This window comes from Curtobacterium sp. MCPF17_001 (assembly GCF_003234615.1).
Taxonomy (GTDB): domain Bacteria; phylum Actinomycetota; class Actinomycetes; order Actinomycetales; family Microbacteriaceae; genus Curtobacterium.
This window is the reverse complement of record NZ_QKSL01000013.1, coordinates 14,072-35,222: the sequence shown is the minus strand read 5'-3', so window position 1 is coordinate 35,222 and position 21,151 is coordinate 14,072. Positions and strand designations below refer to the sequence as shown.

The following is a 21,151-nucleotide window of genomic DNA, read 5'->3' as shown; positions in this document are numbered from 1 at the left end:
CCCGTCGGGATCGGGGGTCACAGCGACGAGACCCAGTTGCGGAGGAGGCGGATGCCCGGCTCGCCGGACTTCTCCGGGTGGAACTGCGTGGCGCTCAACGGGCCGTTCTCGACGGCGGCGACGAAGCGCTCGCCGTGCTCGGCCCACGTCAGCTTCGGCGCGCGGAACGGACCGTAGGCGTCGAGCGGGAAGTCGGTGACCCCGTAGGAGTGCACGAAGTAGAACCGCTCGTCGTGGAGGCCGTCGAAGAGCACCGAGTCCTCGGGCGCCTGGACCGTGTTCCATCCCATGTGCGGCAGGACGTCGGCCTTGATCGGCTCGACGACACCCGGCCACTGTCCGAGGCCCTCGACATCGGCACCGCGCTCGACGCCACGGGCGAAGAGCACCTGCATGCCCACGCAGATGCCGAGCACGGGACGGCCACCGGCCAGGCGGTGGTCGACGATCTCGCCGCCGCGGACCCCGTCGAGCTGGTCGACCACCGCGGCGAACGCGCCGACCCCGGGAACGAGCAGACCGTCGGCCGCCAGGGCCGTCTGCTTGTCGTTCGACAGGGTGACGTCGGCCCCGGCACGTTCGAGAGCCTTCGCCGCCGAGTGGACGTTGCCGGAGCCGTAGTCGAGGACGACGACGTTCGGGCGGGTGGTGCTCACAGCGTGCCCTTCGTGGACGGGATGCCGTCGACGCGCGGGTCGAGTTCGACAGCGCGGCGCATCGCACGGGCGAAGGCCTTGAACTCGGCCTCCGCGATGTGGTGGGGGTCGCGGCCGTCGAGGACGCGGACGTGGACCGTGATGCCGGCGTTCATCGTGATCGCCTCGAACACGTGCCGGACCATGGACCCGGTGAAGTGCCCGCCGATCCGGTGGAACTCGAAGCCGGCGGGCTCTCCGGTGTGCACGAGGTACGGACGACCGGAGACGTCGACGACCGCCTGGGCGAGTGCCTCGTCGAGCGGCACGAGGGCGTCGCCGTAGCGGCCGATGCCCGCGCGGTCACCGAGGGCCTGACGGAGCGCCTGACCCAGGACGATGCCGGTGTCCTCCACCGTGTGGTGCACGTCGATGTCGGTGTCGCCCGAACTCTGCACGCGCAGGTCGATCAGCGAGTGCTTGCTGAAGGCGGTGAGCATGTGGTCGAAGAACGGCACGCTCGTCGAGATCTCGGACGTGCCGGTGCCGTCGAGGTCGAGCGACAGGGAGACGGTCGACTCACTCGTCGAGCGGGTGATCTCGGCGGTGCGCGCGGTCATGCTGCAACCCTAACGGGCGGCTGCTCGACGGCGACCTCGCGCATGGCGTCGAGGAACGCGGTGGTCTCCTCAGCCGTGCCGGCGCTGACACGCAGGTGGTTCGGGATGCCGAGGTCACGCACGATCACGTCCCGCTCCAGCAGGGACTCGAACGCAGTACGCGGGTCGGCGACGCCGCCGAACAGGACGAAGTTCGACCACGTCTCGTGCGGCTGGTACCCCATGGCCCGCAGCTCCGTCACCATCCGATCGCGCTGCCCGCGGATGTCGTCCACCATGCGGAGCATCTCCGGGGCGTGACGGAGGGCGGCGACCGCGGCGGCCTGTGTCAGTGCGGACAGGTGGTACGGCAGGCGGACCAGGCGCAGGGCGTCGATCACGGCCGGGTCGGCGGCGAGGTACCCGACCCGGGCGCCCGCGAACGCGAAGGCCTTGCTCATGGTCCGCGAGACGACCAGGCGCGGGCGTCCGGGCAGCAGCGTGAGGGCCGTCGGCTGGCCGGCGGGCATGAACTCGGCGTAGGCCTCGTCGACCATCACGATGCCGTCGGTGGCCTCGTAGACGGCTTCGATGGTCGCGAGGTCGAGGGGCGTGCCCGTCGGGTTGTTCGGCCCGCAGAGGAACACGAGGTCGGGCTGGTGCGCACGCACCGCGGCGACCGCGGTCTCGGGAGAGATGCGGAACTCGGCGTCCCGCTCGGCCGCGATCCACCGACTGCCCGTGCTCGAGGCGATGATCGAGTGCATCGAGTAGGTGGGCGGGAACCCGAGCACGCTGCGCCCCGGACCGCCGAACGCCTGGAGCAGCTGTTGGATGACCTCGTTCGAGCCGTTCGCCGCCCAGATCGACTCGGCACCCAGGCCTTGTCCGAGGTACCCGGCGAGGGACTCCCGCAACTCGGTGAACTCGCGGTCCGGGTAGCGGTTGACGGTCGCCAGCGCCTGACGGATCGAGGCGACGATGTCGTCGGCCACGTCCTGCGGCACCGGATGCGTGTTCTCGTTGACGTTGAGTTGCACGCGGACGTGCTTCTGCGGGGCGCCGTAGGGGCTCTGCCCGCGGAGGTCGTCTCGGATGGGGAGGTCTTCGAGCGTGGTTGCCACCGATCCATCGTAGGCCGCACTGCCCGCATGCTGACCGGCCGTCCGGACGGTCACGCCAGGGGCGAACGCCCGCGGAATGCCCGACCCCTCAGTACCGGGTCAGTGCTCGTACTGCGTGGGATCGAGATCTCTTGCCCGGCCTGCACGGCAGACCCGTTCAGGGCGTTGAGGCTCACGACGTCCTGGATGAAGTCACGGGGGTCGGAGTTCGGCGCGGTGTCCTCGGCGACCTGCCACAGCGTCTCGCCGGGCTGGATCGTCACGGTGTCGAAGTGCACGTTCGCCGCACGGTCACCGGCCGAGGCCTGGCCACCGTTCAACATCGCGATGCCCACGCAGAGCAGGACGGGGACAGCCGCGAGGGTGGTGAAGACCACTCGCCCGCGACGGGTGAGACGGAGGCGCGTGTGCGCGACGGGTGCTGCGGTGTGCTGCATGTCCGCGATGGCGTTGGTGCTCATGTCGTTGCCTTCCTGCTTGCCTTGGTGTCGGTCGACCGTCGTGGCCGTCCGAAGCCGTGTACCGAACATACGTTCGACTCGGAGGATGCACAACCCCTCGGGAGGGATTCGTGGGGGTTTTTCTTGCGACACGCTCGAACAGGTGTTTGTCCGACATGTCACGGTCGGATACTGTTTCGATCGACTGGAGCAAGTCTCGCCGGGACCACTGACATTCCCGCGAGGCACGGTTCCACTCCGGACGAAGGGCGAGACGTGGCGGACGAACTGCGCGGACAGAAACCGTTGACGGCGAAGCAGCAGTCGATCCTCGACGCGATCCGAGCGTCGATCGCGAGCCGCGGCTACCCGCCGAGCATGCGCGAGATCGGCGACGCAGCCGGCCTGTCCTCACTGTCGAGCGTGTCCCACCAGCTCGGGCAGCTCGAACTCGGCGGCTGGATCCGCCGAGATCCCAACCGTCCCCGCGCGCTCGAGGTCCTGGTCGACGAGCCGACCCCCGACTCCGACGGCCCCGACGTCGACGCCACGACGCTCGTCCCCCTGGTCGGACGCATCGCCGCCGGTGTCCCGATCACCGCAGAGCAGCACGTCGACGAGATCATCCCGCTCCCCCGTCAGCTGGTCGGTACGGGTGACCTCTTCATGCTCAAGGTCGTCGGCGAGTCCATGATCGACGCCGCGATCTGCGACGGCGACTGGGTCGTCGTCCGGTCGCAGCAGACGGCCGAGAACGGCGACGTCGTCGCCGCGATGCTCGACGAGGAAGCCACGGTCAAGGTCTTCCGGCAGCGCGACGGCCACACCTGGCTGCTCCCCCGCAACACCGCGTTCGAGCCGATCCTCGGCGACGCGGCGACGGTCCTCGGCAAGGTGGTGGCGGTCCTCCGCTCCCTCTGACCCCGCAACACGCAACGAGGGCGGCTCCTCGCAACGGGATCAGGTTGCGGGGAGCCGTCCTCGTTGCGTTTCGCGATCCTGCGAGGACCGGGACGGACAGACGGGAGGCGCGGTGCCAGCTGGCACCGCGCCTCCCGTCCGTCAGCCAGTTTCAGGCGGAAGCGACCGGCGCGACCACGTACGGGTCGAGCTCCGCGACCTCCCGCTGGAACACACGCACCCGGAGGCGCGTGCCTTCCTCCACGTAGTCGAGCGATTCGACCGCGCCGGCGTCGTGCAACTGCGACACCAGGTCGCCGCGCGAGAACGGCACCACGACGGTGAGTTCCACGTCCGGCTCGGGCAGTCGGGCCTCGATCGCCGCGAGCAGGTCCGGGATGCCCTCGCCCGTGCGCGCGGAGACGAACACGGCGTCCGGGGCGAGCCCGAGCAGCAGCATCCGCTGGGTGTCATCGACCAGGTCGGCCTTGTTGAAGACGACGACCTCGGGGACGTCCCGGGCACCGACGTCACCGATGACCTCGCGGACGGTGGCCAGCTGTGCCGCCGGGTCCGGGTGCGAGCCGTCGACCACGTGCACGATGACGTCGGCGTCGCCGACCTCTTCGAGGGTGGAGCGGAACGCCTCGACCAGCTGGTGCGGCAGGTTGCGGACGAACCCGACGGTGTCGGTGAACGTGAACTCGCGACCCCGCGCGGTGCTCGTCCGGCGGACCGTCGAGTCCAGCGTCGCGAACAGCTGGTTCTGCACCAGGACGCCCGCGCTCGTCAGGCGGTTGAGCAGCGACGACTTGCCGGCGTTCGTGTAGCCGGCGATCGCGACGCTCGGGACCTCGTTGCGGTTGCGCTCGGCACGTTTGGCCTCGCGCGCGGGGGTGAAGCCGGCGATCTGCCGACGGAGCTTCGCCATCCGGGTGTGGATCTTGCGGCGGTCGAGTTCCATCTTCGTCTCACCGGGACCACGCGAGCCCATGCCCGCACCACCGGAGACCTGACCACCGGCCTGCCGGGACATCGACTCACCCCAACCGCGCAGACGCGGCAGCAGGTACTGGAGCTGCGCGAGCTCGACCTGCGCCTTGCCCTCCCGTGTGGAGGCGTGCTGGCTGAAGATGTCGAGGATCACGGCAGTGCGGTCGATCACCTTGACCTTGACGACGTCCTCGAGCGCACGGCGCTGCGAGGGCGCGAGCTCGGTGTCGGCGATCACCGTGTCCGCCCCCGTGGCCTTGACGACCATCGCCAGCTCCTGGGCCTTGCCCTTGCCGAGGTAGGTCGCGGGGTCCGGGTTCGGACGGCGCTGCAGGAGGCCGTCGAGCACCACGGCGCCGGCGGTCTCGGCGAGGGCCGACAGCTCGCGGAGGGAGTTCTCGGCGTCCGAGGCGTCGCCCTGCGCGTACACGCCGATCAGGACGACCCGCTCGAGCCGGAGCTGCCGGTACTCGACCTCGGTGACGTCCTCGAGCTCGGTGGAGAGGCCGCCGACCCTGCGGAGCGCCGCGCGGTCGTCACGGTCGTACTGTTCGCCGTCGCCGTCCCAGCCCTGCTCGTCGACCGAGCGGGTCTGGATCGCCTGCGCCGGCGCGAAGATGGAGGAGGCTGCGCGCTTGTCGGCATTGCGCAGCACTCGTTCGACGACACCGTCTGCGCTGTCGTCGTGGATGGTCTGTTCGTCCTGCTGATGGGTATCCGTCATGCTGTCCACAGGCTACCTCCGGACGCCTCAGGACACACGGGGTTCCCGGTACGGTTCTTCCATGGCGAACGACCACTACTTCTCGGCCACCCCGGAGAGCGCGGCGCGACCGCGGCAGATCCGGGTGACCCTCGCCGGTCGGACGCTCGAGCTCACCACCGCGGCGGGTGTCTTCAGCCCCGACGGCGTCGATCGCGGCACGAGCGTGCTGCTGCAGAACGTCCCCGTTCCGTCGCCGGACGGGGACCTGCTCGACGTCGGCTGCGGCTGGGGGCCGCTGGCGATCACGATGGCGCTGCAGTCCCCGGACGCCCACGTGTGGGGCGTCGACGTCAACGAGCGCGTGCTCGACCTGGCCCGGACGAACGCGGCCGCCGCCGGTGCGGAGAACGTCACCGTCGGACTGCCCACGGAGATCCCCGCTGACACGACGTTCGCCACGATCTGGTCCAACCCACCGATCCGGGTCGGCAAGGACGAACTGCACGACATCCTCCGCACCTGGATCCCCCGGCTCGCGGTCGGCGGGGACGCCTGGCTGGTCGTCTCGAAGGACCTCGGTGGCGACTCGCTGCAACGCTGGTTGCAGCAGATGCTGGGGGACGGCTTCAGTGTCGCGCGGGCGACGACCGACAAGGGCTTCCGCGTCATCCGGGTGCACCGCACAGCCTGACGCACGCGCTCGCGCGGTCATGGCCGGGCTGCGCGGTCGGAGCGGAGTGCGCGGTCAGGCCGGAGTGCGCGGTCGGGGCGGAGTGCGCGGTCAGGGCATGGAGACGCGGGACGCGCAGCCGGGAGGCACGGAACGCCGCAGCGACGTCCCCCCGGTGATCCGGGCCTCCCGTCCGACGGCACCGCCACCCGCACCGCGAGCGGCGTGCCCGCTCAGACCGTCAGGTCCCCGGAGAACACGAGTTCGGCCGGACCGGCGAGCGAGACGTGTTCGCCGTCCTCGGTCGCCGTCATGCGCACGGTGAGCACGCCACCCGGCACGCGGACGCGCCAGGTGTCCGGTGCCGAGGCACCAGCCCAGTACCGGGTGGCGAGGGCCGCGGCCACCGCGCCGGTGCCGCAGGAGAGCGTCTCGCCGCTGCCTCGCTCGTGCACGCGCATCGTGATCTCGCCGACGCCGTCGGTGACGAGCGGGTCGCCGGGCAGGACGAACTCGACGTTCGCACCGGTGGTCGGTGCCGGGTCGAGGACCGGGATGTAGGTGAGGTCGATGCCTGCGAGCTCCGCTTCGCTGGCCACCGCGACGACGACGTGCGGGTTGCCGACGTCGATGCCCAGACCGGGACGAGCGTTGTCGAGGTCCTTCGCCCGGACGAGGACGTCGTCCGCTCCGCCGCCGTCGATGCCGAGTCCCCAGCGCCCGAGGTCCGCGGCGAACCCGTTCGTGGAGCGCTGGATGTCGACGACGCCCTTCCGGCTACCGACCGTCAGCGTGCGGCCCGGCTCGAGGTCGACGAGCCCCGCCTCGGTCAGGTACCGGGCGAAGACGCGGATGCCGTTGCCGCACATCTCCGCGACCGAGCCGTCGGCGTTGTGGTAGTCCATGAACCAGGTCGCGTCGGGGTCCTCGTCGAGGATGGCCCGTCCTTCCGGGATCGCGTCGGAGCGCACGGCACGGATGACGCCGTCGGCGCCGACCCCGAACCGACGGTCGGCGATCGCGCGGATCCGGTCGGGGGTCAGGTCGACCGCGGCGTCGGGGTCGGCGAACAGGACGAAGTCGTTGCCGGTCCCGTGGCCCTTGGTGAAGTGCAGCTCGGTCACGGGACGATCTTACGGGCCAGCTCGGACAGCTCCGCCGTGCCGGCCCCGGTGACGTCGAGGGTGCTGACGTGCGTCGTGTCGCCGTCGGTGTAGCGCTTGAACCAGGAGACCTGCCGACGGGCGTACTTGCGCGTGGCGATGCTGGTGGCCTCGACGGCCTCCTCGGTGCTCGCCTCGCCGCGGAGGACCTGCAGCGCCTGCGCGTAGCCGATCGCGGCACGGGCCGTCGGGCCCTGCTCGAGCCCCTCGTCGCGGAGGCGCGCGACCTCGTCGACGAGCCCGTCGGCGAACATCCGCTCGGCCCGCAGGCGCAGGGCGTCGACGAGCTGCTCACGGTCGCGACGCAGGTGCAGGACCTGGGCGGGTCGCCAGGACCGCGGGGCGGACGGGAGGCTCGGCGTGACACGGTCCGACCGGCTCGCGATCTCGACGGCCCGGATCAGACGACGCGGGTTCCGCGCGTCGATGACGGCGGCGGCCTCGGGGTCGAGCGCGCGGAGCCGCTCGAGCAGGACGTTCGGGCCGAGTTCGCGGTGCTCGCGCTCCAGTTCCTCGCGGAGGACCGGGTCGGTGCCCGGGAACGCGAGGTCGAACAGCACCGCCGAGACGTACAGCCCGCTGCCGCCGACGAGGACCGCGATCCCGCCGTCCGCCGTGATGTCCGCGATGACGGCGCGGGCGTCGCGCTGGTACGCGGCGACGCTCGCTTCGTCGGTCACCCCCAGGACGTCGAACAGGTGGTGCGGGATGCCACGCCGTTCGGACTCCGGCACCTTCGCCGTCCCGATGTCCATGCCGCGGTAGAGCTGCATGGCGTCCGCGTTGACGATCTCCGCCCGTCGGCCCTGCTCCCGGTGCCGCTCGGCCATGTCGAGGGCGAGTTCGGACTTGCCGGTGCCGGTCGCCCCGACGACGGCGATCAGGTCAGCGGCCGACACGGAGCGTGGGGAGGCCGAGCGACACCGGGCGGGCACCCTCGCCGGGCACGGTCGGGGTCGGGACGCCGCAGGACTCGGCCTGCGCGGTGTCCCAGGCGTCGCCGGCCCGGGTGCGACGGATGCGCAACGGAGCGTCGGAGTCCGCGAGGAGGAAGTGGGGAGCCGACCGGGTGATCTCCACCGAGACCACGTCGCCGGGCCGCGGGACCTCAGAGCCCTTCGGGACGGCGAAGTGCACCAGACGGGAGTCCTCGGCGCGGCCGGAGAGCCGGTGCGTGGCGTCGTCCTTCTTGCCCTCACTCGTGGCGACCAGGACCTCGACCGTGCGGCCCACCTGCGCGGCGTTCTCCTCGGCCGTGATGCGCTCCTGCAGGGCGATGAGTCGCTCGTACCGTTCCTGCACGACCTGCTTCGGCAGTTGCTCGTCCATCGTCGCGGCCGGGGTGCCGGGTCGGATCGAGTACTGGAACGTGAACGCCGTCGCGAAGCGGGCCTGTTCGACGACCCGGAGCGTGTCCTGGAAGTCGGCCTCGGTCTCGCCGGGGAAACCGACGATGACGTCCGTGGAGATCGCCGCGTGCGGGATGGCGGCCCGCACCCGGTCGAGGATCCCGAGGAACCGCTCGCTGCGGTAGCTGCGCCGCATGGCCTTGAGCACCCGGTCGGACCCGGACTGCAGCGGCATGTGCAGCTGCGGCATCACGTTCGGCGTCTCGGCCATCGCGGCGATGACGTCGTCTGTGAACGCGGCGGGGTGCGGGCTCGTGAAGCGGACGCGTTCCAGACCGGCGATCTGCCCGGTGGCGCGGAGGAGCTTGCCGAACGCCTGGCGGTCGCCGAACTCGACGCCGTAGGAGTTCACGTTCTGGCCGAGCAGGGTGACCTCGATCGCCCCGTCGTCGACGAGCGCCTGGATCTCGGCGAGGACGTCGCCGGGACGGCGGTCCTTCTCCTTGCCGCGCAGGGCGGGCACGATGCAGAACGTGCAGGTGTTGTTGCAGCCGACGGAGATCGACACCCAGCCGCTGGAGGTCGACTCCCGCTTGGTGGGCAGCGTCGATGGGAAGACCTCGAGCGACTCGAGGATCTCGAGCTGCGCCTCGCCGTTGTGCCGCGCTCGTTCGAGCAGCGTCGGCAACGACCCCATGTTGTGCGTACCGAAGACGACGTCCACCCAGGGTGCCTTCTCGAGGATGACGTCCTTGTCCTTCTGCGCCAGGCAGCCGCCCATCGCGATCTGCATGCCCGGGTGGTCGCGCTTGATCGACGCGAGGCGCCCGAGGTTGCCGTAGAGACGCTTGTCGGCGTTCTCGCGGACCGCGCAGGTGTTGATCACGACGACGTCGGCCTGCTCGTCCTCGGACCCCTGGGACCCGGCGGCCACGTACCCGGCGGCGCGGAGCGAACCGCTGAGCCGTTCGGAGTCGTGCACGTTCATCTGGCACCCGTACGTGCGGACTTCGTAGGTACGCGGGCGTGAGGCGACGGTGTCCATGATCGTCCAGTGTAGGTCCGGGCTCGGGGTCCGCGGCGGCGGCGCCGGGACGTCCGCGCAGCAGCGCCGGACGTCCGCTCGGCAGCACCGGGACGTCCGCTCGGCAGCGCCGGGAACGTGAGATCGGGCCGGAGCGCGTCCGCTCCGGCCCGTTCCTGACACATCACGCGGCAGACGACACTCGTCCGTCACTCGAAGCGGACGGTCCCGCCCCCGGTCGTCGGACGTCGCGGTCCGTCCAGGGCACGCTCGACGGCGACGCGGACGACACCACCGTTGTAGCCCTTGCGCATCAGGAACCCGGACAGCCGGCGTTCGGCGGTCGCACGGTCGAGGCCGCGCATCTGTCCGGCACGCTTCGCAGCCAACTCGAGGGCCCGGACGAACTCGTCGTCCTCGTCGTCGGCGGCCGCTTCGAGGGCGGCGTCGATGGCGGCCTGGTCGATCCCCCGACGGCGGAGGTCGGCGACGATCGCCTGCCGCCCGAGCCCCTTCCGCGAGTGCATCCGGTCGACCAGGTCGGTGGCCAACGCGATGTCGTCGAGCAGCCCGACCCGCGTCAGCCGCTCGATCTCGTACTCGATGACGTCCGGGTCGAACTCGTCCTGCTTGACGAGCATCGTCCGGAGTTCGGACGTGCTGACGCCACGACGGCTCAGCGCTCGCATGCTGATGCGCTCGGCGTCAGCACGCTGCTCGTCGAGCGGCCGCGGTGCGTCGGCGGGATCGATCACCCCGCCGGTGATCGAGAAGACCGACGCGGTGGGGGCATCGGCTTCCTCCCCGTCGTACCCGCTCTGCTCGGCACGGGTCGTGCGTCCGGAGCCGTCGCCCACCACGGGCGACAGCCACTCGGACTGCGCACCACGGATCGGCAGCGGCACCGGGGTGTCTGCGTCGGGACGGTCGCGGGCGGCGCTGCTGTCGGGCTCGGGGGCGTCCTCAGGGGCGTCCGACTGTGGAGGAGCCGTCCGCGGCGCCGCAGCGGACGAGCCCCGACGGGACCGCGCACCGAACAGGTCGGTGACGGGTGCGAGGTCCGCGTCGTCCTGTCCGGCCGTCACGCGCCCTTCGCGACCTTCGGCGCGATCGACTCGACCGGTGCCGCTTCCTTGGCCCCACCGACACCGAGCTTGGCGAGGATCTTGCCCTCGATCTCGGCCGCGATCTCGGGGTTCTGGATCAGGAAGGCACGCGAGTTCTCCTTGCCCTGCCCGAGCTGGTCACCGTCGTACGTGTACCAGGCGCCGGACTTCTTGACGATGTTGTGGTCGACACCGAAATCGAGCAGCGAGCCTTCGCGGGAGATGCCGACGCCGTACAGGATGTCGAACTCGGCCTGCTTGAAGGGCGGCGCCATCTTGTTCTTGACGACCTTGACGCGGGTGCGGTTGCCGACTGCTTCGGTACCGGTCTTCAGCGTCTCGATGCGGCGGATGTCGAGGCGGACGGAGGCGTAGAACTTCAGCGCCTTACCGCCGGACGTGGTCTCCGGCGAACCGAAGAACACGCCGATCTTCTCGCGCAGCTGGTTGATGAAGATCATCGTGGTCTGCGTCTGGTTCAGACCACCGGCCAGCTTGCGCAGGGCCTGCGACATGAGGCGCGCCTGCAGACCGACGTGCGAGTCACCCATCTCACCCTCGATCTCGGCGCGCGGCACGAGGGCTGCGACGGAGTCGATGACGATGAGGTCGATGGAGCCCGAACGGACGAGCATGTCCGCGATCTCGAGGGCCTGCTCAGCCGTGTCGGGCTGCGACACCAGGAGCGCGTCGATGTCCACGCCGAGCTTCTTGGCGTACTCCGGGTCGAGCGCGTGCTCGGCGTCGATGAACGCCGCGATGCCGCCGTTCCGCTGGGCGTTGGCGATGGCGTGGATCGTCAGCGTCGTCTTGCCGGAGGACTCCGGACCGTAGATCTCGATGATGCGGCCACGGGGAAGTCCACCGATGCCGAGCGCGACGTCCAGCGCGACGGAGCCGGTGGGGATGACGGCGACGGGAGCGCGCTCGTCGGTCCCGAGGCGCATCACGGCACCCTTGCCGAACTGACGGTCGATCTGGGCGAGTGCGGTCTCGAGGGCCTTCTCGCGGTCTACTGCTGATGGCATGGGATGCTCCTTCGTGCTGGTGACGGCCGCCTGTAGGCTGTCGCGTCCGGACCGGCCGATGGTGCAAGGCCACTCGTTCTGCGACAAGGCTTCGGACGTGTTCCGATGTCCATGAACCTACGGCCGCCCACCGACATCACTGCCGGGGCGAGCATGGGTTGTGGATGGAGCATCCGGTCAACGTCGCTGTGCAGGAACGTAGCACCGACCGAACACGTGTTCGAGCGACACGCCGAACACACGTTCGTACCGCGCGCTGGAGTCCGTCAGCCCCGCGGCTCCTGCAGTCCTCGCCCGTGCCGACGCTCCTCGGGGACGTCCTGCGAGTCGCACAGCGCCTCCCAGACCGTCCGGGCGTCGATCCCGGCATCGAGCGCGTCAGCCGCCGAGCGCCCCCCGAGTTGCTCGAGCACGACGTCCCGCGCGACGACCGCCCCGTACGCATCCCCGAACACCTGGTCGACGGCTCGCCAGAACTCACTCACGCGCATCGGACCACCTTAACAACGGCGAACGCCCCCGCCGGCGGACCGGCGAGGGCGTTCGTGCGGTGGGCGTCAGCGCACCGCGAGGTCGTTGTCGAACTCGGCGACGAGTTCATCGGGAAGCGTGTCCGGGACCCGGGTGAGTCCTTCGACCACCGCGAGGCGGTCGCCCACTTCGCGCATGATCGTCGAGATGGGAGTGTCGAGAGCATCCGCAACCGAAGCGAGGATCTCCGAGCTGGCCTCTTTCTGACCACGCTCGACCTCGCTGAGGTACCCGAGGGCAACGCTGGCCTTGGACGCGACCTGACGGAGGGTCCGGCCCTTCTGCAAGCGGAAGTCCCGCAGCACATCGCCGATTTCCTGACGAACGAGAACCATGAGAACTCCTCCTTCCTGTCATCTCCGCGCCCGCTCGGTCGGGATGACCGAGCTCGGGTCCAGCAACCGTGACGTTGCCGGTTGCAGCATGGTAGCCAGTACGGCTGCCGTCCTGCTGGAGATTGCGTGAGATGTAACCTGACGGTCACGCCACCTATTCCACGCCCCGGACTCTGGATCGCAGTCGTGCCAGGAGTTCGGAGACGACGGCCCGTCGGATTGCCCCGCGCTCCCCGTCCAGGTGCAGTTCGACCGCTTCCGCACCGGAAGCGCCCGCGATGCCGATGAACACGGTACCGACCGGCTTGCCGTCCTGAGGGTCCGGGCCGGCGACACCCGTCGTGCTGATCCCCCAGGTGGCGGGGACACCGTCGACCGCCAGCGCGATCCGGACACCGGCGGCCATCTGGCGCGCGACCTCCGCGTCGACCGCACCGCGCTCGGCGAGCAGGTCGGCGTCGACGCCGAGCACCGTGGCCTTCACCGGGGTCGCGTAGGCCACGACTCCCCCGCGCACGACGGCACTGGCCCCCGGGACGCCGACGAGTTCCGCGACCACGAGCCCGCCGGTCAGCGACTCCGCCACCGCGACCGTCTCGCCACGGGCGGTGAGCTCCGCGACGAGCGCCCGAGCGCCGTCAGCCACGTCGGTGCCGTCTGCGGGACCTCCGTCGACCGGGAGGCTCACGCTGCGGTCCGGTTGTGCTTCCAGGCCTGCACGAGGTAGTCCGCCCCGCTGGCGACCGTCGCGACGAACGCCGCGGTCATGAGGATGCCGTTCACCCAGTGCGCGAGGTCGCCGACGAGGTCCCACCACGGGAACAGCGCGAGCGTGATCGCGACGGCCTGCAGCACGGTCTTGATCTTCCCGCCGCGGCTGGCCGGGATCACCCGGTCGGACAGCACCGCGAAGCGGAAGACGGTGATCCCGATCTCCCGGACCATGATCAGCACGGTCACGTACCAGGGCAGCTCGCCGAGGATCGACAGGGCGACGAGCGCGCCGCCGATCAGGACCTTGTCGGCGATCGGGTCGACGAGCTTGCCGAAGTCGGTGACCAGGTTCTGCCGGCGGGCGATGATGCCGTCGGCGCTGTCCGTGACGATCGCCACGACGAAGAGCACGGCGGCCCAGATGCGGACCGGTCCGTCGGAGCCGGCGTCGGCGAGGAGCAGGACGAAGAACAGGGGCGCCATGAGGATGCGCACCACGGTGATGATGTTGGCGACGTTCGCGGTGGACGCGGGGCCCGGACCCTTGCGCAGGATCCGGCCACGCCACGGGAACCGGTTCGTCGTGCCGTCGGAGGCGGTCATGGTCTCACTCCCTGCCCGTCAGGCCCCAGGCGTCCTCGTCGGTGTCGCCTTCCTCTTCATCGTACCCGCGCGTCATGCCGCCGACCGGGTCGTTGCCGTACCGGTCGTCCGACTCGACAGCCGCGCCAGCGGGGGCGGACAGAGCGCCGGCCGGCGCAGCGGGGGGTTCTTCGCCCCGGAGCTTCGCGAGCACCGAGGGCAGCTGGTCCCCGGTGACGAGGACGTCGCGCGCCTTCGACCCCTCGGACGGTCCGACGATGTCGCGGGACTCCATCAGGTCCATGAGGCGCCCGGCCTTCGCGAAGCCGACGCGGAGCTTGCGCTGCAGCATCGACGTCGAGCCGAACTGCGTCGAGACGACCTGCTCGACCGCCGCGAGCAGCAGTTCGAGGTCGTCGCCGATGTCAGCGTCGATCTCCTTGCGCTCGACCACGGCAGCGACGTCCTGGCGGTACTCGGGCTGAGCCTGCCGGGTGACGTGCTGGACGACCTCGGCGACCTCGCCCTCCTGCACCCAGGCGCCCTGCACGCGGACGGCCTTCGACGACCCCATCGGCAGGAAGAGCCCGTCGCCCTGCCCGATGAGCTTGTCGGCCCCCGGCTGGTCGAGGATGACGCGGGAGTCGGTGACGCTGGTCACGGCGAACGCGATCCGGGAGGGCACGTTCGCCTTGATGAGCCCGGTGATGACGTCGACCGACGGGCGCTGCGTGGCGAGCACCAGGTGGATGCCGGCGGCACGGGCGAGCTGGGTGATGCGGACGATGGACTCCTCGACGTCGCGCGGGGCGACGAGCATGAGGTCCGCGAGCTCGTCGACGACGACGAGCAGGTACGGGTACGGCTTGAGCTTCCGCTCGCTGCCGGCCGGCAGCACGATCTCCTCGTTCTGGACGGCCTTGTTGAAGTCGTCGACGTGGCGGAACCCGAAGGACGCCAGGTCGTCGTACCGCATGTCCATCTCCTTCACGACCCACTGCAGCGCTTCGGCCGCCTTCTTCGGGTTCGTGATGATCGGGGTGATCAGGTGCGGGACGCCGGCGTAGATGGACAGCTCGACACGCTTCGGGTCGACGAGGACCATCCGCACCTCGGACGGCTTCGCGCGCATGAGCAGCGAGGTGATCATCGAGTTGATGAACACCGACTTGCCCGATCCGGTGGAGCCCGCGACCAACAGGTGCGGCATCTTCGCCAGGTTCGCGACGACGAAGCCGCCCTCGACGTCCTTGCCGACGCCGATGGTCATCGGGTGCTTCGACTTGGTGGCGGCACTCGAGCGCAGCACGTCGCCGAGGGACACGATCTCGCGGTCGCTGTTCGGGATCTCGACACCGATCGCGCTCTTGCCGGGGATCGGCGAGAGGATGCGGACCTCGTTCGAGGCCACCGCGTACGACAGGTTCTTCGACAGCGCGGTGACGCGCTCGACCTTCACGCCCGGGCCGAGCTCGATCTCGTAGCGCGTGACCGTCGGTCCGCGCGAGAACCCGGTGACCTTCGCATCGACCTTGAACTCGGTGAGGACACCCGTGATGGCCGCCACGATCTCGTCGTTCGCCTGGCTGCGGGCGACCGACGGCGTGCCGGCGCTCAGCGTGGTCGCGGCCGGCAGGCGGTACGGCTGCGCCGGGTCCTCGGCACCGGCGACGGGCGACGGTCCCTCGGGCTCGTCCTCGACACCGACCTCGCCGAGGTCGGACTCGCCGGACACCACGGGCACGGACACCGGCACGACGGCGGGTGCGGCCACGGCTGCACCGCCGGACGGGAGGCCCGTGGCCACGGCCGCCGCGACGTCACGGTCCGGACGGAACGCCTCGGTCGGCGCGGCGGGCGCTGGTGAGCCGAAGTCGCGGAGTGCCTGCTCGGCCCGGTCGAGGTCGTCGGCGACGTCCTGCTCGATCGAGTCGTTGAGGTTGACCGACTCGGGCTCGGCCGGGGTCAGGTCGCGCAGGGCGGAGGCACCGGCGGCACGGGAGCGGGACCCGGCCGCGGGGGCACCGGCCGGCGGGATGACCGGGCTGTCGTACGCCGGGTCCTCTTCACGCCCGGACTTGTTGCGCCGCCACCAGGGCAGGTGCTCGTCGGCACCCGGCTCGACGGGGGCGCCGTCCTCGTCGAACCCGAGGTCCTCGAACAGCGGGAAGTCCTGCGACTGCCCCTTCGCGCCGCGCTTCCGGTTCGCCTTCGTCGCGACGGCAGCCGCGTCGACGTCGTCCTCGGCGGTCTCGGCTGCGGGGCCGGGCGCGCCGAACAGGTACGCGTAGAGCTCGTGCAGACGGCGACCGAGCTTGTTCGGCGGCGTCTTGGTGATGATGAAGAGGGACAGTGCGAGCAGCACGATCGCGACGGGCACGGCAACCCAGGCCGTGGCGACCGCGACGAGCCACCCGATGACGACCCAGCCGAGCACGCCACCGGCGGCAGCGAGGGCGGGCATGCCGTCCACCGCGCTCGGTCGGCCACCGAAGACGTGGCAGAGGGATGCGATCGAGACGAGCAGCAGCCCGAGGCCGATGCCGATCCGGGTGTTGTCGTGCACGGACGCCGGGTGTCGGAAGAGCCAGCCGGCGAAGACGACCATGATCACCGGGAGTGCGAACGCCAGTCGGCCGAACAGCCCGCCGAACGTGTACGCGTCCAGTGCGATGGAGACCGCGTTGGTCGGGTTGAGCCACTCCACCACGGCACCGGCGATCGCCAGGACGAACAGCAGGAACGGGAAGCCGTCGCGGCGCTGGTCCTTCTCGAGCGACTCTTTGCCGAGCAACCGGAAGCCGGCACCGACGCCGTGCGCCATGCCCAGCCACGCGGTCACGAGCGGGTTCTGCTCGCGGAACACCGGCGTCGGTGCCGCCTGCGGCAGTTTCTTCGTCGTGGCCTGGGTGCGCGACGTCCCGCGCGGCCCGCCTCCACGGGTCGACGATGACGACGCGCGCGTGCGCGTGGTCGACTTGGTGCCTCCGGCCATGGGGTCGACCCTAACGCCAGCGGACGACGATGGACGCAAGGCCCGCCGCAGCGTCCGTGGCGGACGTGACGGCGGGCCTCCAGGACGCCAGCGACGGCGCCTACGCCTCGATGACCACCGGCACGATCATCGGACGACGTCGGTGCTTCGTGTTCACCCAGCGGCCGACGGTGCGGCGCACGACCTGGCTGAACGCGTGGGTGTCCCGGGTGCCGTTGGCGGCGGCCTCGGCCAGGGCCTTCGCGATCTGGGGGCGGACCTCGTCGAAGACGGAGTCGTCCTCGGCGAACCCGCGCGACTGGATCTCCGGGCCGATCACGCACTGGCCCGTCGTGAAGTCGACCGCGCAGAAGACGGTGATGAAGCCTTCCTCGGCCAGGACGCGGCGGTCCTTGAGGTCGGCGTCCGTGATCTCGCCGACCGTGGAGCCGTCGACGTAGACGTACGCGATGTCGAGCTGGCCGGCGACCGTGACCTGGCCGTCCTTGAGGTCGACGACCGTACCGTCCTCGCCCAGGATCACGTTGCGCGGCGGGACACCCGTCTGGATCGCCAGGTCGGCGTTCGCGAACAGGTGGCGGTGCTCGCCGTGCACGGGCATCACGTTGCGCGGACGCAGGATGTTGTAGCAGTAGAGCAGCTCACCCGCGGAGGCGTGGCCGGAGACGTGCACCTTGGCGTTGCCCTTGTGCACGACCTTGGCGCCGAGCTTCGTCAGCCCGTCGATGACCCGGTAGACGGCGTTCTCGTTGCCCGGGATGAGCGACGAGGCGAGGATGACGGTGTCGCCCTCGCCGATCTCGATCTGGTGCTCGAGGTTCGCCATCCGCGCCAGGACCGCCATCGGCTCGCCCTGGGACCCGGTCGACATGTAGACGATCTGGTCGTCGGGGACGTTCTTCGCCTTCTTGGTGTCGATGAGCACGTTCTCCGGCACCCGGAGGTACCCGAGCTCGGCGGCGATCGTCATGTTGCGGATCATCGACCGGCCCATGAACGCGACCTTGCGGTTCGCGGCAGCGGCGGCGTCGAGCACCTGCTGGACGCGGTGCACGTGCGACGAGAAACTCGCCACGACGACCTTCTTGCGGGCGCGCGTGATGATGTTCTCGAGCACCGGGCCGATGTCGCGCTCGGGGGCGGTGAAGCCCGGCACGTCGGCGTTCGTCGAGTCCGGCAGGAACAGGTCCACGCCGAGCTCACCCAGACGGGCGAAGGCACGGAGGTCGGTGATCCGGTCGTCCAGCGGCAGCTGGTCCATCTTGAAGTCACCCGTGTGCAGCACGCGGCCGGCCGGCGTGGTGATGGCGACGGCGAGGGCGTCCGGGATCGAGTGGTTCACCGCGACGAACTCGAGGTGGAACGGACCGATCTGCTCGGTCTGGTCCTCGGCCACGTTCAGCGTGTACGGCTTGATCCGGTGTTCCTTGAGCTTCGCCTCGACGAGCGCGAGGGTCAGCGTGGAACCGATCAGCGGGATGTCGCCGCGGAGCTTCAGCAGGTACGGGACGGCGCCGATGTGGTCCTCGTGACCGTGCGTGAGCACGACACCGAGGACGTCGTCGAGGCGGTCTCGGATCGGTGCGAAGTCCGGCAGGATCAGGTCGACTCCGGGCTGGTGCTCCTCGGGGAAGAGCACGCCGGCGTCGACGATGAGGATCTTGCCCTCGAACTCGTAGACGGTCATGTTGCGACCGATCTCGCCGAGTCCCCCGACGGGGATGACTCGGAGGGTTCCGGGTTCGAGCGGCTGGGGAGTCGAGATCTGTGTGGGCATTCGGTCCTACGGATTCGGGCGGCGGGCCGTGAGCACGCCGCGGTTCGTCAACGGGTGGTGCCTGGCACCTTCGGTAGCGCGCCGCCGGCCGCTGCGTTGCGGTCGGGGCGGAAGTTGGAGAAGTCGGCGCCCGGGACGTCGTGGACCGCTTCGAGGGAGGTCTCGATGGCGTACGCCTCGGAGTCCTCGGGGCCGACGAGGGGCAGCCGCACGCGCGGGCTGCCGATGCGGCCGAGTCCGTGCAGCACGTACTTCGCCGCCACGGTGCCGGGCACGTGGGTCATGATCGCGCGGACGAGCGGCTCGAGGCGCTTGTGCTCGGCCGTCGCGGTCGCCAGGTCGCCGCGGTTCACGGCGTCGACGATGGTGCGGTAGGGCGTGCTCGTGATGTTCGCGGTGACGCCGATGAGTCCGGTGGCGCCGATCGACAGGTGCGGGAGCACGTTCGTGTCGTCGCCGGAGAAGTACATGAGGTCGGTGTTGTTGAGGACCCGGGACACCTCGGCGAAGTCGCCCTTGGCGTCCTTCACCGCGAGGATGTTCGGGTGCTTCGACGCGCGGAGGATCGTGTCGTACGTGATCGGGATGCCGGTGCGGCCCGGGATGTCGTACAGGATGACCGGCAGGTCGGTCGCGTCGGCGATCATCCGGAAGTGCGTCAGGACACCGGCCTGGGTCGGCTTGTTGTAGTACGGCGTGACGATCATGACGCCGTCGGCGCCGGCACGCTCGCTCTGCTTGTACAGGTGGATCGCGTGGGCGGTCTCGTTCGAGCCACCGCCGGTGATGATCTTCGCGCGGCCCGCGGCGACGGACTTGCCGACCTCGACCAGGCGGAGCTTCTCCGGGTCGGTGAGGGTGGACGTCTCGCCGGTGGTGCCGGTGACGACGATGCCGTCGGCGCCCGCGGTGATGCAGTCGTCGATGTGCTGCTCGACGCCCGGCCAGTCCACTTCGCCGTCGGCGGTGAACGGGGTCACGAGCGCGACGAGGACCTGGCCGAAGGGATTCTCACGCGTGGACACGGGGTCCAGCGTACCGGGGATGCGCGCGGGCACCGCCGTCCGCCCGGACGGTGGGCGGCCGGGAGGCTCGGATCACCTCCGGCGGGCGGCGCGGGAGCGTGGGTTCAGGCGCCGCGCCGCCACTCGAGGAAGCGGTAGCGGGTGCCGTCGACGCGGGACTCCTGCCACGGTCCCTCGTCGACGAGGGTCCAGTCGTCGCCGAGGGTCGGCGCGACCGTGTCCCCGTCGACCTCGACGTCGACGACGGTCTCGGAGACGCGGTCGGCGAAGGCCACGGCGTCGGCGTAGACCGCACCGCCACCGATCACCCAGACGGGCTCGTCGGTGTCGAGTGCGGTCGCGAGGTCGTGGACGACCTCGGCACCGGCCGCGGACCAGGTGTCGTCACGGGTCAGCACCACGTTCCGCCGGCCCGGCAGCGGCCGGAACCGTTCGGGCAGCGAGTCCCACGTGCGACGGCCCATCACCACGACGCCGTCACCCGTGACCTGCCGGAAGTGCGCGAGGTCCTCGGGCACGTGCCAGGGGATGCTCCCGTCCGCACCGATCACTCCCGATGCCGTGCGGGCCCACACCATGCCGACACCGGTGCCGTGGGAATCCATCAGACCGCGACCTTGCCCGAGATCGCCGGGTGGTGCTCGTAGCCGACGACGGTGATGTCCTCGTACTCGTAGTCGTCGATCGAGTCGCGCGGGGCGAGCTCGAGCGTCGGCAGCGGGAACGCCGTGCGCAACAGCTGCTCCTGCACCTGCTCGACGTGGTTGTCGTAGACGTGGCAGTCGCCGCCGGTCCAGATGAAGTCGCCGACCTCGAGCCCGGTCTGCGCCGCGACCATGTGGGTGAGCAGCGCGTACGAGGCGATGTTGAACGGGACGCCGAGGAACATGTCCGCGCTCCGCTGGTACAGCTGGCACGACAGTTTGCCGTCGTTCACGTAGAACTGGAAGAAGGCGTGGCAGGGGGCGAGCGCCATGCTCGGGATGTCCGCCACGTTCCAGGCGGACACGATGAGCCGGCGGGAGTCCGGGTTCGTCCGGATCTGCTCGATCACCTGGGCGATCTGGTCGACGTGCTCCCCCGACGGGGTCGGCCAGGAACGCCACTGCACGCCGTAGACCGGTCCGAGGTCGCCGTCCTCGCCCGCCCACTCGTTCCAGATCCGCACGCCGTGCTCCTGCAGCCACCCCACGTTCGAGTCGCCGCGGAGGAACCAGAGCAGCTCGTACGCGATCGACTTCATGTGCACGCGCTTCGTCGTGATGAGCGGGAAGCCCTGTGACAGGTCGTAGCGCAGCTGGGCGCCGAACAGACTGCGGGTCCCGGTGCCGGTCCGGTCGCCCTTGGGCGAACCCTCCTCGAGCACTCGGCGCAGCAGGTCTTCGTACGGCGTGGGGTTCTCGGTCACGACGTCGAGCCTAAGCGACACCGCGCCGGGCCCGCGGTCAGCTGACT

The 21,151-nt window shown here is 70.3% G+C and carries 21 protein-coding genes; 2 read left to right on the top strand and 19 right to left on the bottom strand.

Going from position 1 to position 21,151, the window contains the following annotated elements:
• Positions 1 to 17: 17 nt before the first annotated feature.
• The 4 genes from hisH to DEJ24_RS12445 are packed head-to-tail and all read right to left on the bottom strand — an operon-like array spanning position 18 to position 2,819.
• Complete coding sequence (hisH, locus tag DEJ24_RS12460; protein WP_111078884.1) at positions 18 to 656, bottom strand: imidazole glycerol phosphate synthase subunit HisH; 639 nt, start codon at positions 654 to 656, stop codon at positions 18 to 20.
• Positions 653 to 1,255 (bottom strand): imidazoleglycerol-phosphate dehydratase HisB, encoded by a 603-nt coding sequence (hisB, locus tag DEJ24_RS12455; RefSeq protein WP_110904754.1) that lies wholly within the window; start codon positions 1,253 to 1,255, stop codon positions 653 to 655. The genes hisH and hisB overlap by 4 nt, the downstream gene beginning before the upstream one ends.
• Positions 1,252 to 2,358, bottom strand: a complete 1,107-nt coding sequence (locus DEJ24_RS12450; RefSeq protein ID WP_111078883.1) for a histidinol-phosphate transaminase — start codon at positions 2,356 to 2,358, stop codon at positions 1,252 to 1,254. Before DEJ24_RS12450 ends, hisB begins: the two co-directional genes overlap by 4 nt.
• 50 nt (positions 2,359 to 2,408) lie before the next feature.
• Complete coding sequence (locus tag DEJ24_RS12445; protein ID WP_111078938.1) at positions 2,409 to 2,819, bottom strand: LysM peptidoglycan-binding domain-containing protein; 411 nt, start codon at positions 2,817 to 2,819, stop codon at positions 2,409 to 2,411.
• Between the two features lie 255 nt (positions 2,820 to 3,074).
• On the opposite strand from DEJ24_RS12445, the gene lexA reads away from it, so the two are divergent.
• A complete protein-coding gene (gene lexA / locus DEJ24_RS12440) occupies positions 3,075 to 3,719 on the top strand; it encodes a transcriptional repressor LexA (RefSeq protein WP_110904756.1) in 645 nt (214 codons plus the stop codon).
• A 151-nt stretch (positions 3,720 to 3,870) separates the two neighbouring features.
• Here the strand turns inward: lexA and hflX are convergent, their stop codons facing one another.
• Positions 3,871 to 5,415, bottom strand: a complete 1,545-nt coding sequence (hflX, locus tag DEJ24_RS12435; protein WP_111078937.1) for a GTPase HflX — start codon at positions 5,413 to 5,415, stop codon at positions 3,871 to 3,873.
• Between the two features lie 61 nt (positions 5,416 to 5,476).
• On the opposite strand from hflX, the gene DEJ24_RS12430 reads away from it, so the two are divergent.
• Positions 5,477 to 6,088 carry a class I SAM-dependent methyltransferase gene (locus DEJ24_RS12430; RefSeq protein ID WP_111078882.1) on the top strand — a complete coding sequence of 204 codons (612 nt, stop codon included), beginning with the start codon at positions 5,477 to 5,479 and terminating at the stop codon, positions 6,086 to 6,088.
• Between the two features lie 212 nt (positions 6,089 to 6,300).
• On the opposite strand, the gene dapF is transcribed toward DEJ24_RS12430, so the two are convergent.
• The 14 genes from dapF to DEJ24_RS12355 all read right to left on the bottom strand — a co-directional run bounded on the left by dapF (position 6,301) and on the right by DEJ24_RS12355 (position 21,104).
• Positions 6,301 to 7,191, bottom strand: a complete 891-nt coding sequence (gene dapF / locus DEJ24_RS12420) for a diaminopimelate epimerase (RefSeq protein ID WP_111078881.1) — start codon at positions 7,189 to 7,191, stop codon at positions 6,301 to 6,303.
• Positions 7,188 to 8,129, bottom strand: coding sequence for a tRNA (adenosine(37)-N6)-dimethylallyltransferase MiaA (miaA, locus tag DEJ24_RS12415; protein ID WP_111078880.1), 942 nt, complete (start codon positions 8,127 to 8,129; stop codon positions 7,188 to 7,190). The genes dapF and miaA overlap by 4 nt, the downstream gene beginning before the upstream one ends.
• Positions 8,116 to 9,624, bottom strand: coding sequence for a tRNA (N6-isopentenyl adenosine(37)-C2)-methylthiotransferase MiaB (gene miaB / locus DEJ24_RS12410; RefSeq protein WP_111078879.1), 1,509 nt, complete (start codon positions 9,622 to 9,624; stop codon positions 8,116 to 8,118). Before miaB ends, miaA begins: the two co-directional genes overlap by 14 nt.
• 188 nt (positions 9,625 to 9,812) lie before the next feature.
• Positions 9,813 to 10,688: a regulatory protein RecX gene (locus tag DEJ24_RS12405; RefSeq protein ID WP_111078878.1), complete on the bottom strand. Its 876-nt coding sequence runs from the start codon at positions 10,686 to 10,688 to the stop codon at positions 9,813 to 9,815.
• Complete coding sequence (gene recA, locus DEJ24_RS12400; protein ID WP_110904761.1) at positions 10,685 to 11,737, bottom strand: recombinase RecA; 1,053 nt, start codon at positions 11,735 to 11,737, stop codon at positions 10,685 to 10,687. The genes DEJ24_RS12405 and recA overlap by 4 nt, the downstream gene beginning before the upstream one ends.
• A 266-nt stretch (positions 11,738 to 12,003) precedes the next feature.
• Entirely contained in the window at positions 12,004 to 12,228 is a 225-nt protein-coding gene (locus DEJ24_RS12395) for a DUF3046 domain-containing protein (protein WP_111078877.1), read from the bottom strand.
• 66 nt (positions 12,229 to 12,294) lie between these two features.
• Positions 12,295 to 12,603, bottom strand: coding sequence for a helix-turn-helix domain-containing protein (locus tag DEJ24_RS12390; RefSeq protein WP_110823882.1), 309 nt, complete (start codon positions 12,601 to 12,603; stop codon positions 12,295 to 12,297).
• A 154-nt stretch (positions 12,604 to 12,757) separates the two neighbouring features.
• A complete protein-coding gene (locus tag DEJ24_RS12385) occupies positions 12,758 to 13,249 on the bottom strand; it encodes a CinA family protein (protein WP_111078936.1) in 492 nt (163 codons plus the stop codon).
• 38 nt (positions 13,250 to 13,287) lie between these two features.
• Positions 13,288 to 13,920, bottom strand: coding sequence for a CDP-diacylglycerol--glycerol-3-phosphate 3-phosphatidyltransferase (gene pgsA, locus DEJ24_RS12380; RefSeq protein WP_111078876.1), 633 nt, complete (start codon positions 13,918 to 13,920; stop codon positions 13,288 to 13,290).
• A 4-nt stretch (positions 13,921 to 13,924) separates the two neighbouring features.
• Entirely contained in the window at positions 13,925 to 16,894 is a 2,970-nt protein-coding gene (locus DEJ24_RS12375; protein WP_111078875.1) for a DNA translocase FtsK, read from the bottom strand.
• A 100-nt stretch (positions 16,895 to 16,994) separates the two neighbouring features.
• A complete protein-coding gene (locus DEJ24_RS12370) occupies positions 16,995 to 18,671 on the bottom strand; it encodes a ribonuclease J (RefSeq protein WP_111078874.1) in 1,677 nt (558 codons plus the stop codon).
• Positions 18,672 to 18,718: 47 nt separating this feature from the next.
• A complete protein-coding gene (gene dapA, locus DEJ24_RS12365) occupies positions 18,719 to 19,696 on the bottom strand; it encodes a 4-hydroxy-tetrahydrodipicolinate synthase (RefSeq protein WP_111078873.1) in 978 nt (325 codons plus the stop codon).
• A gap of 104 nt (positions 19,697 to 19,800) precedes the next feature.
• Entirely contained in the window at positions 19,801 to 20,301 is a 501-nt protein-coding gene (locus tag DEJ24_RS12360) for a dihydrofolate reductase (RefSeq protein ID WP_111078872.1), read from the bottom strand.
• Positions 20,301 to 21,104: a thymidylate synthase gene (locus DEJ24_RS12355; RefSeq protein WP_111078871.1), complete on the bottom strand. Its 804-nt coding sequence runs from the start codon at positions 21,102 to 21,104 to the stop codon at positions 20,301 to 20,303. The genes DEJ24_RS12360 and DEJ24_RS12355 overlap by 1 nt, the downstream gene beginning before the upstream one ends.
• Positions 21,105 to 21,151 lie beyond the last annotated feature (47 nt).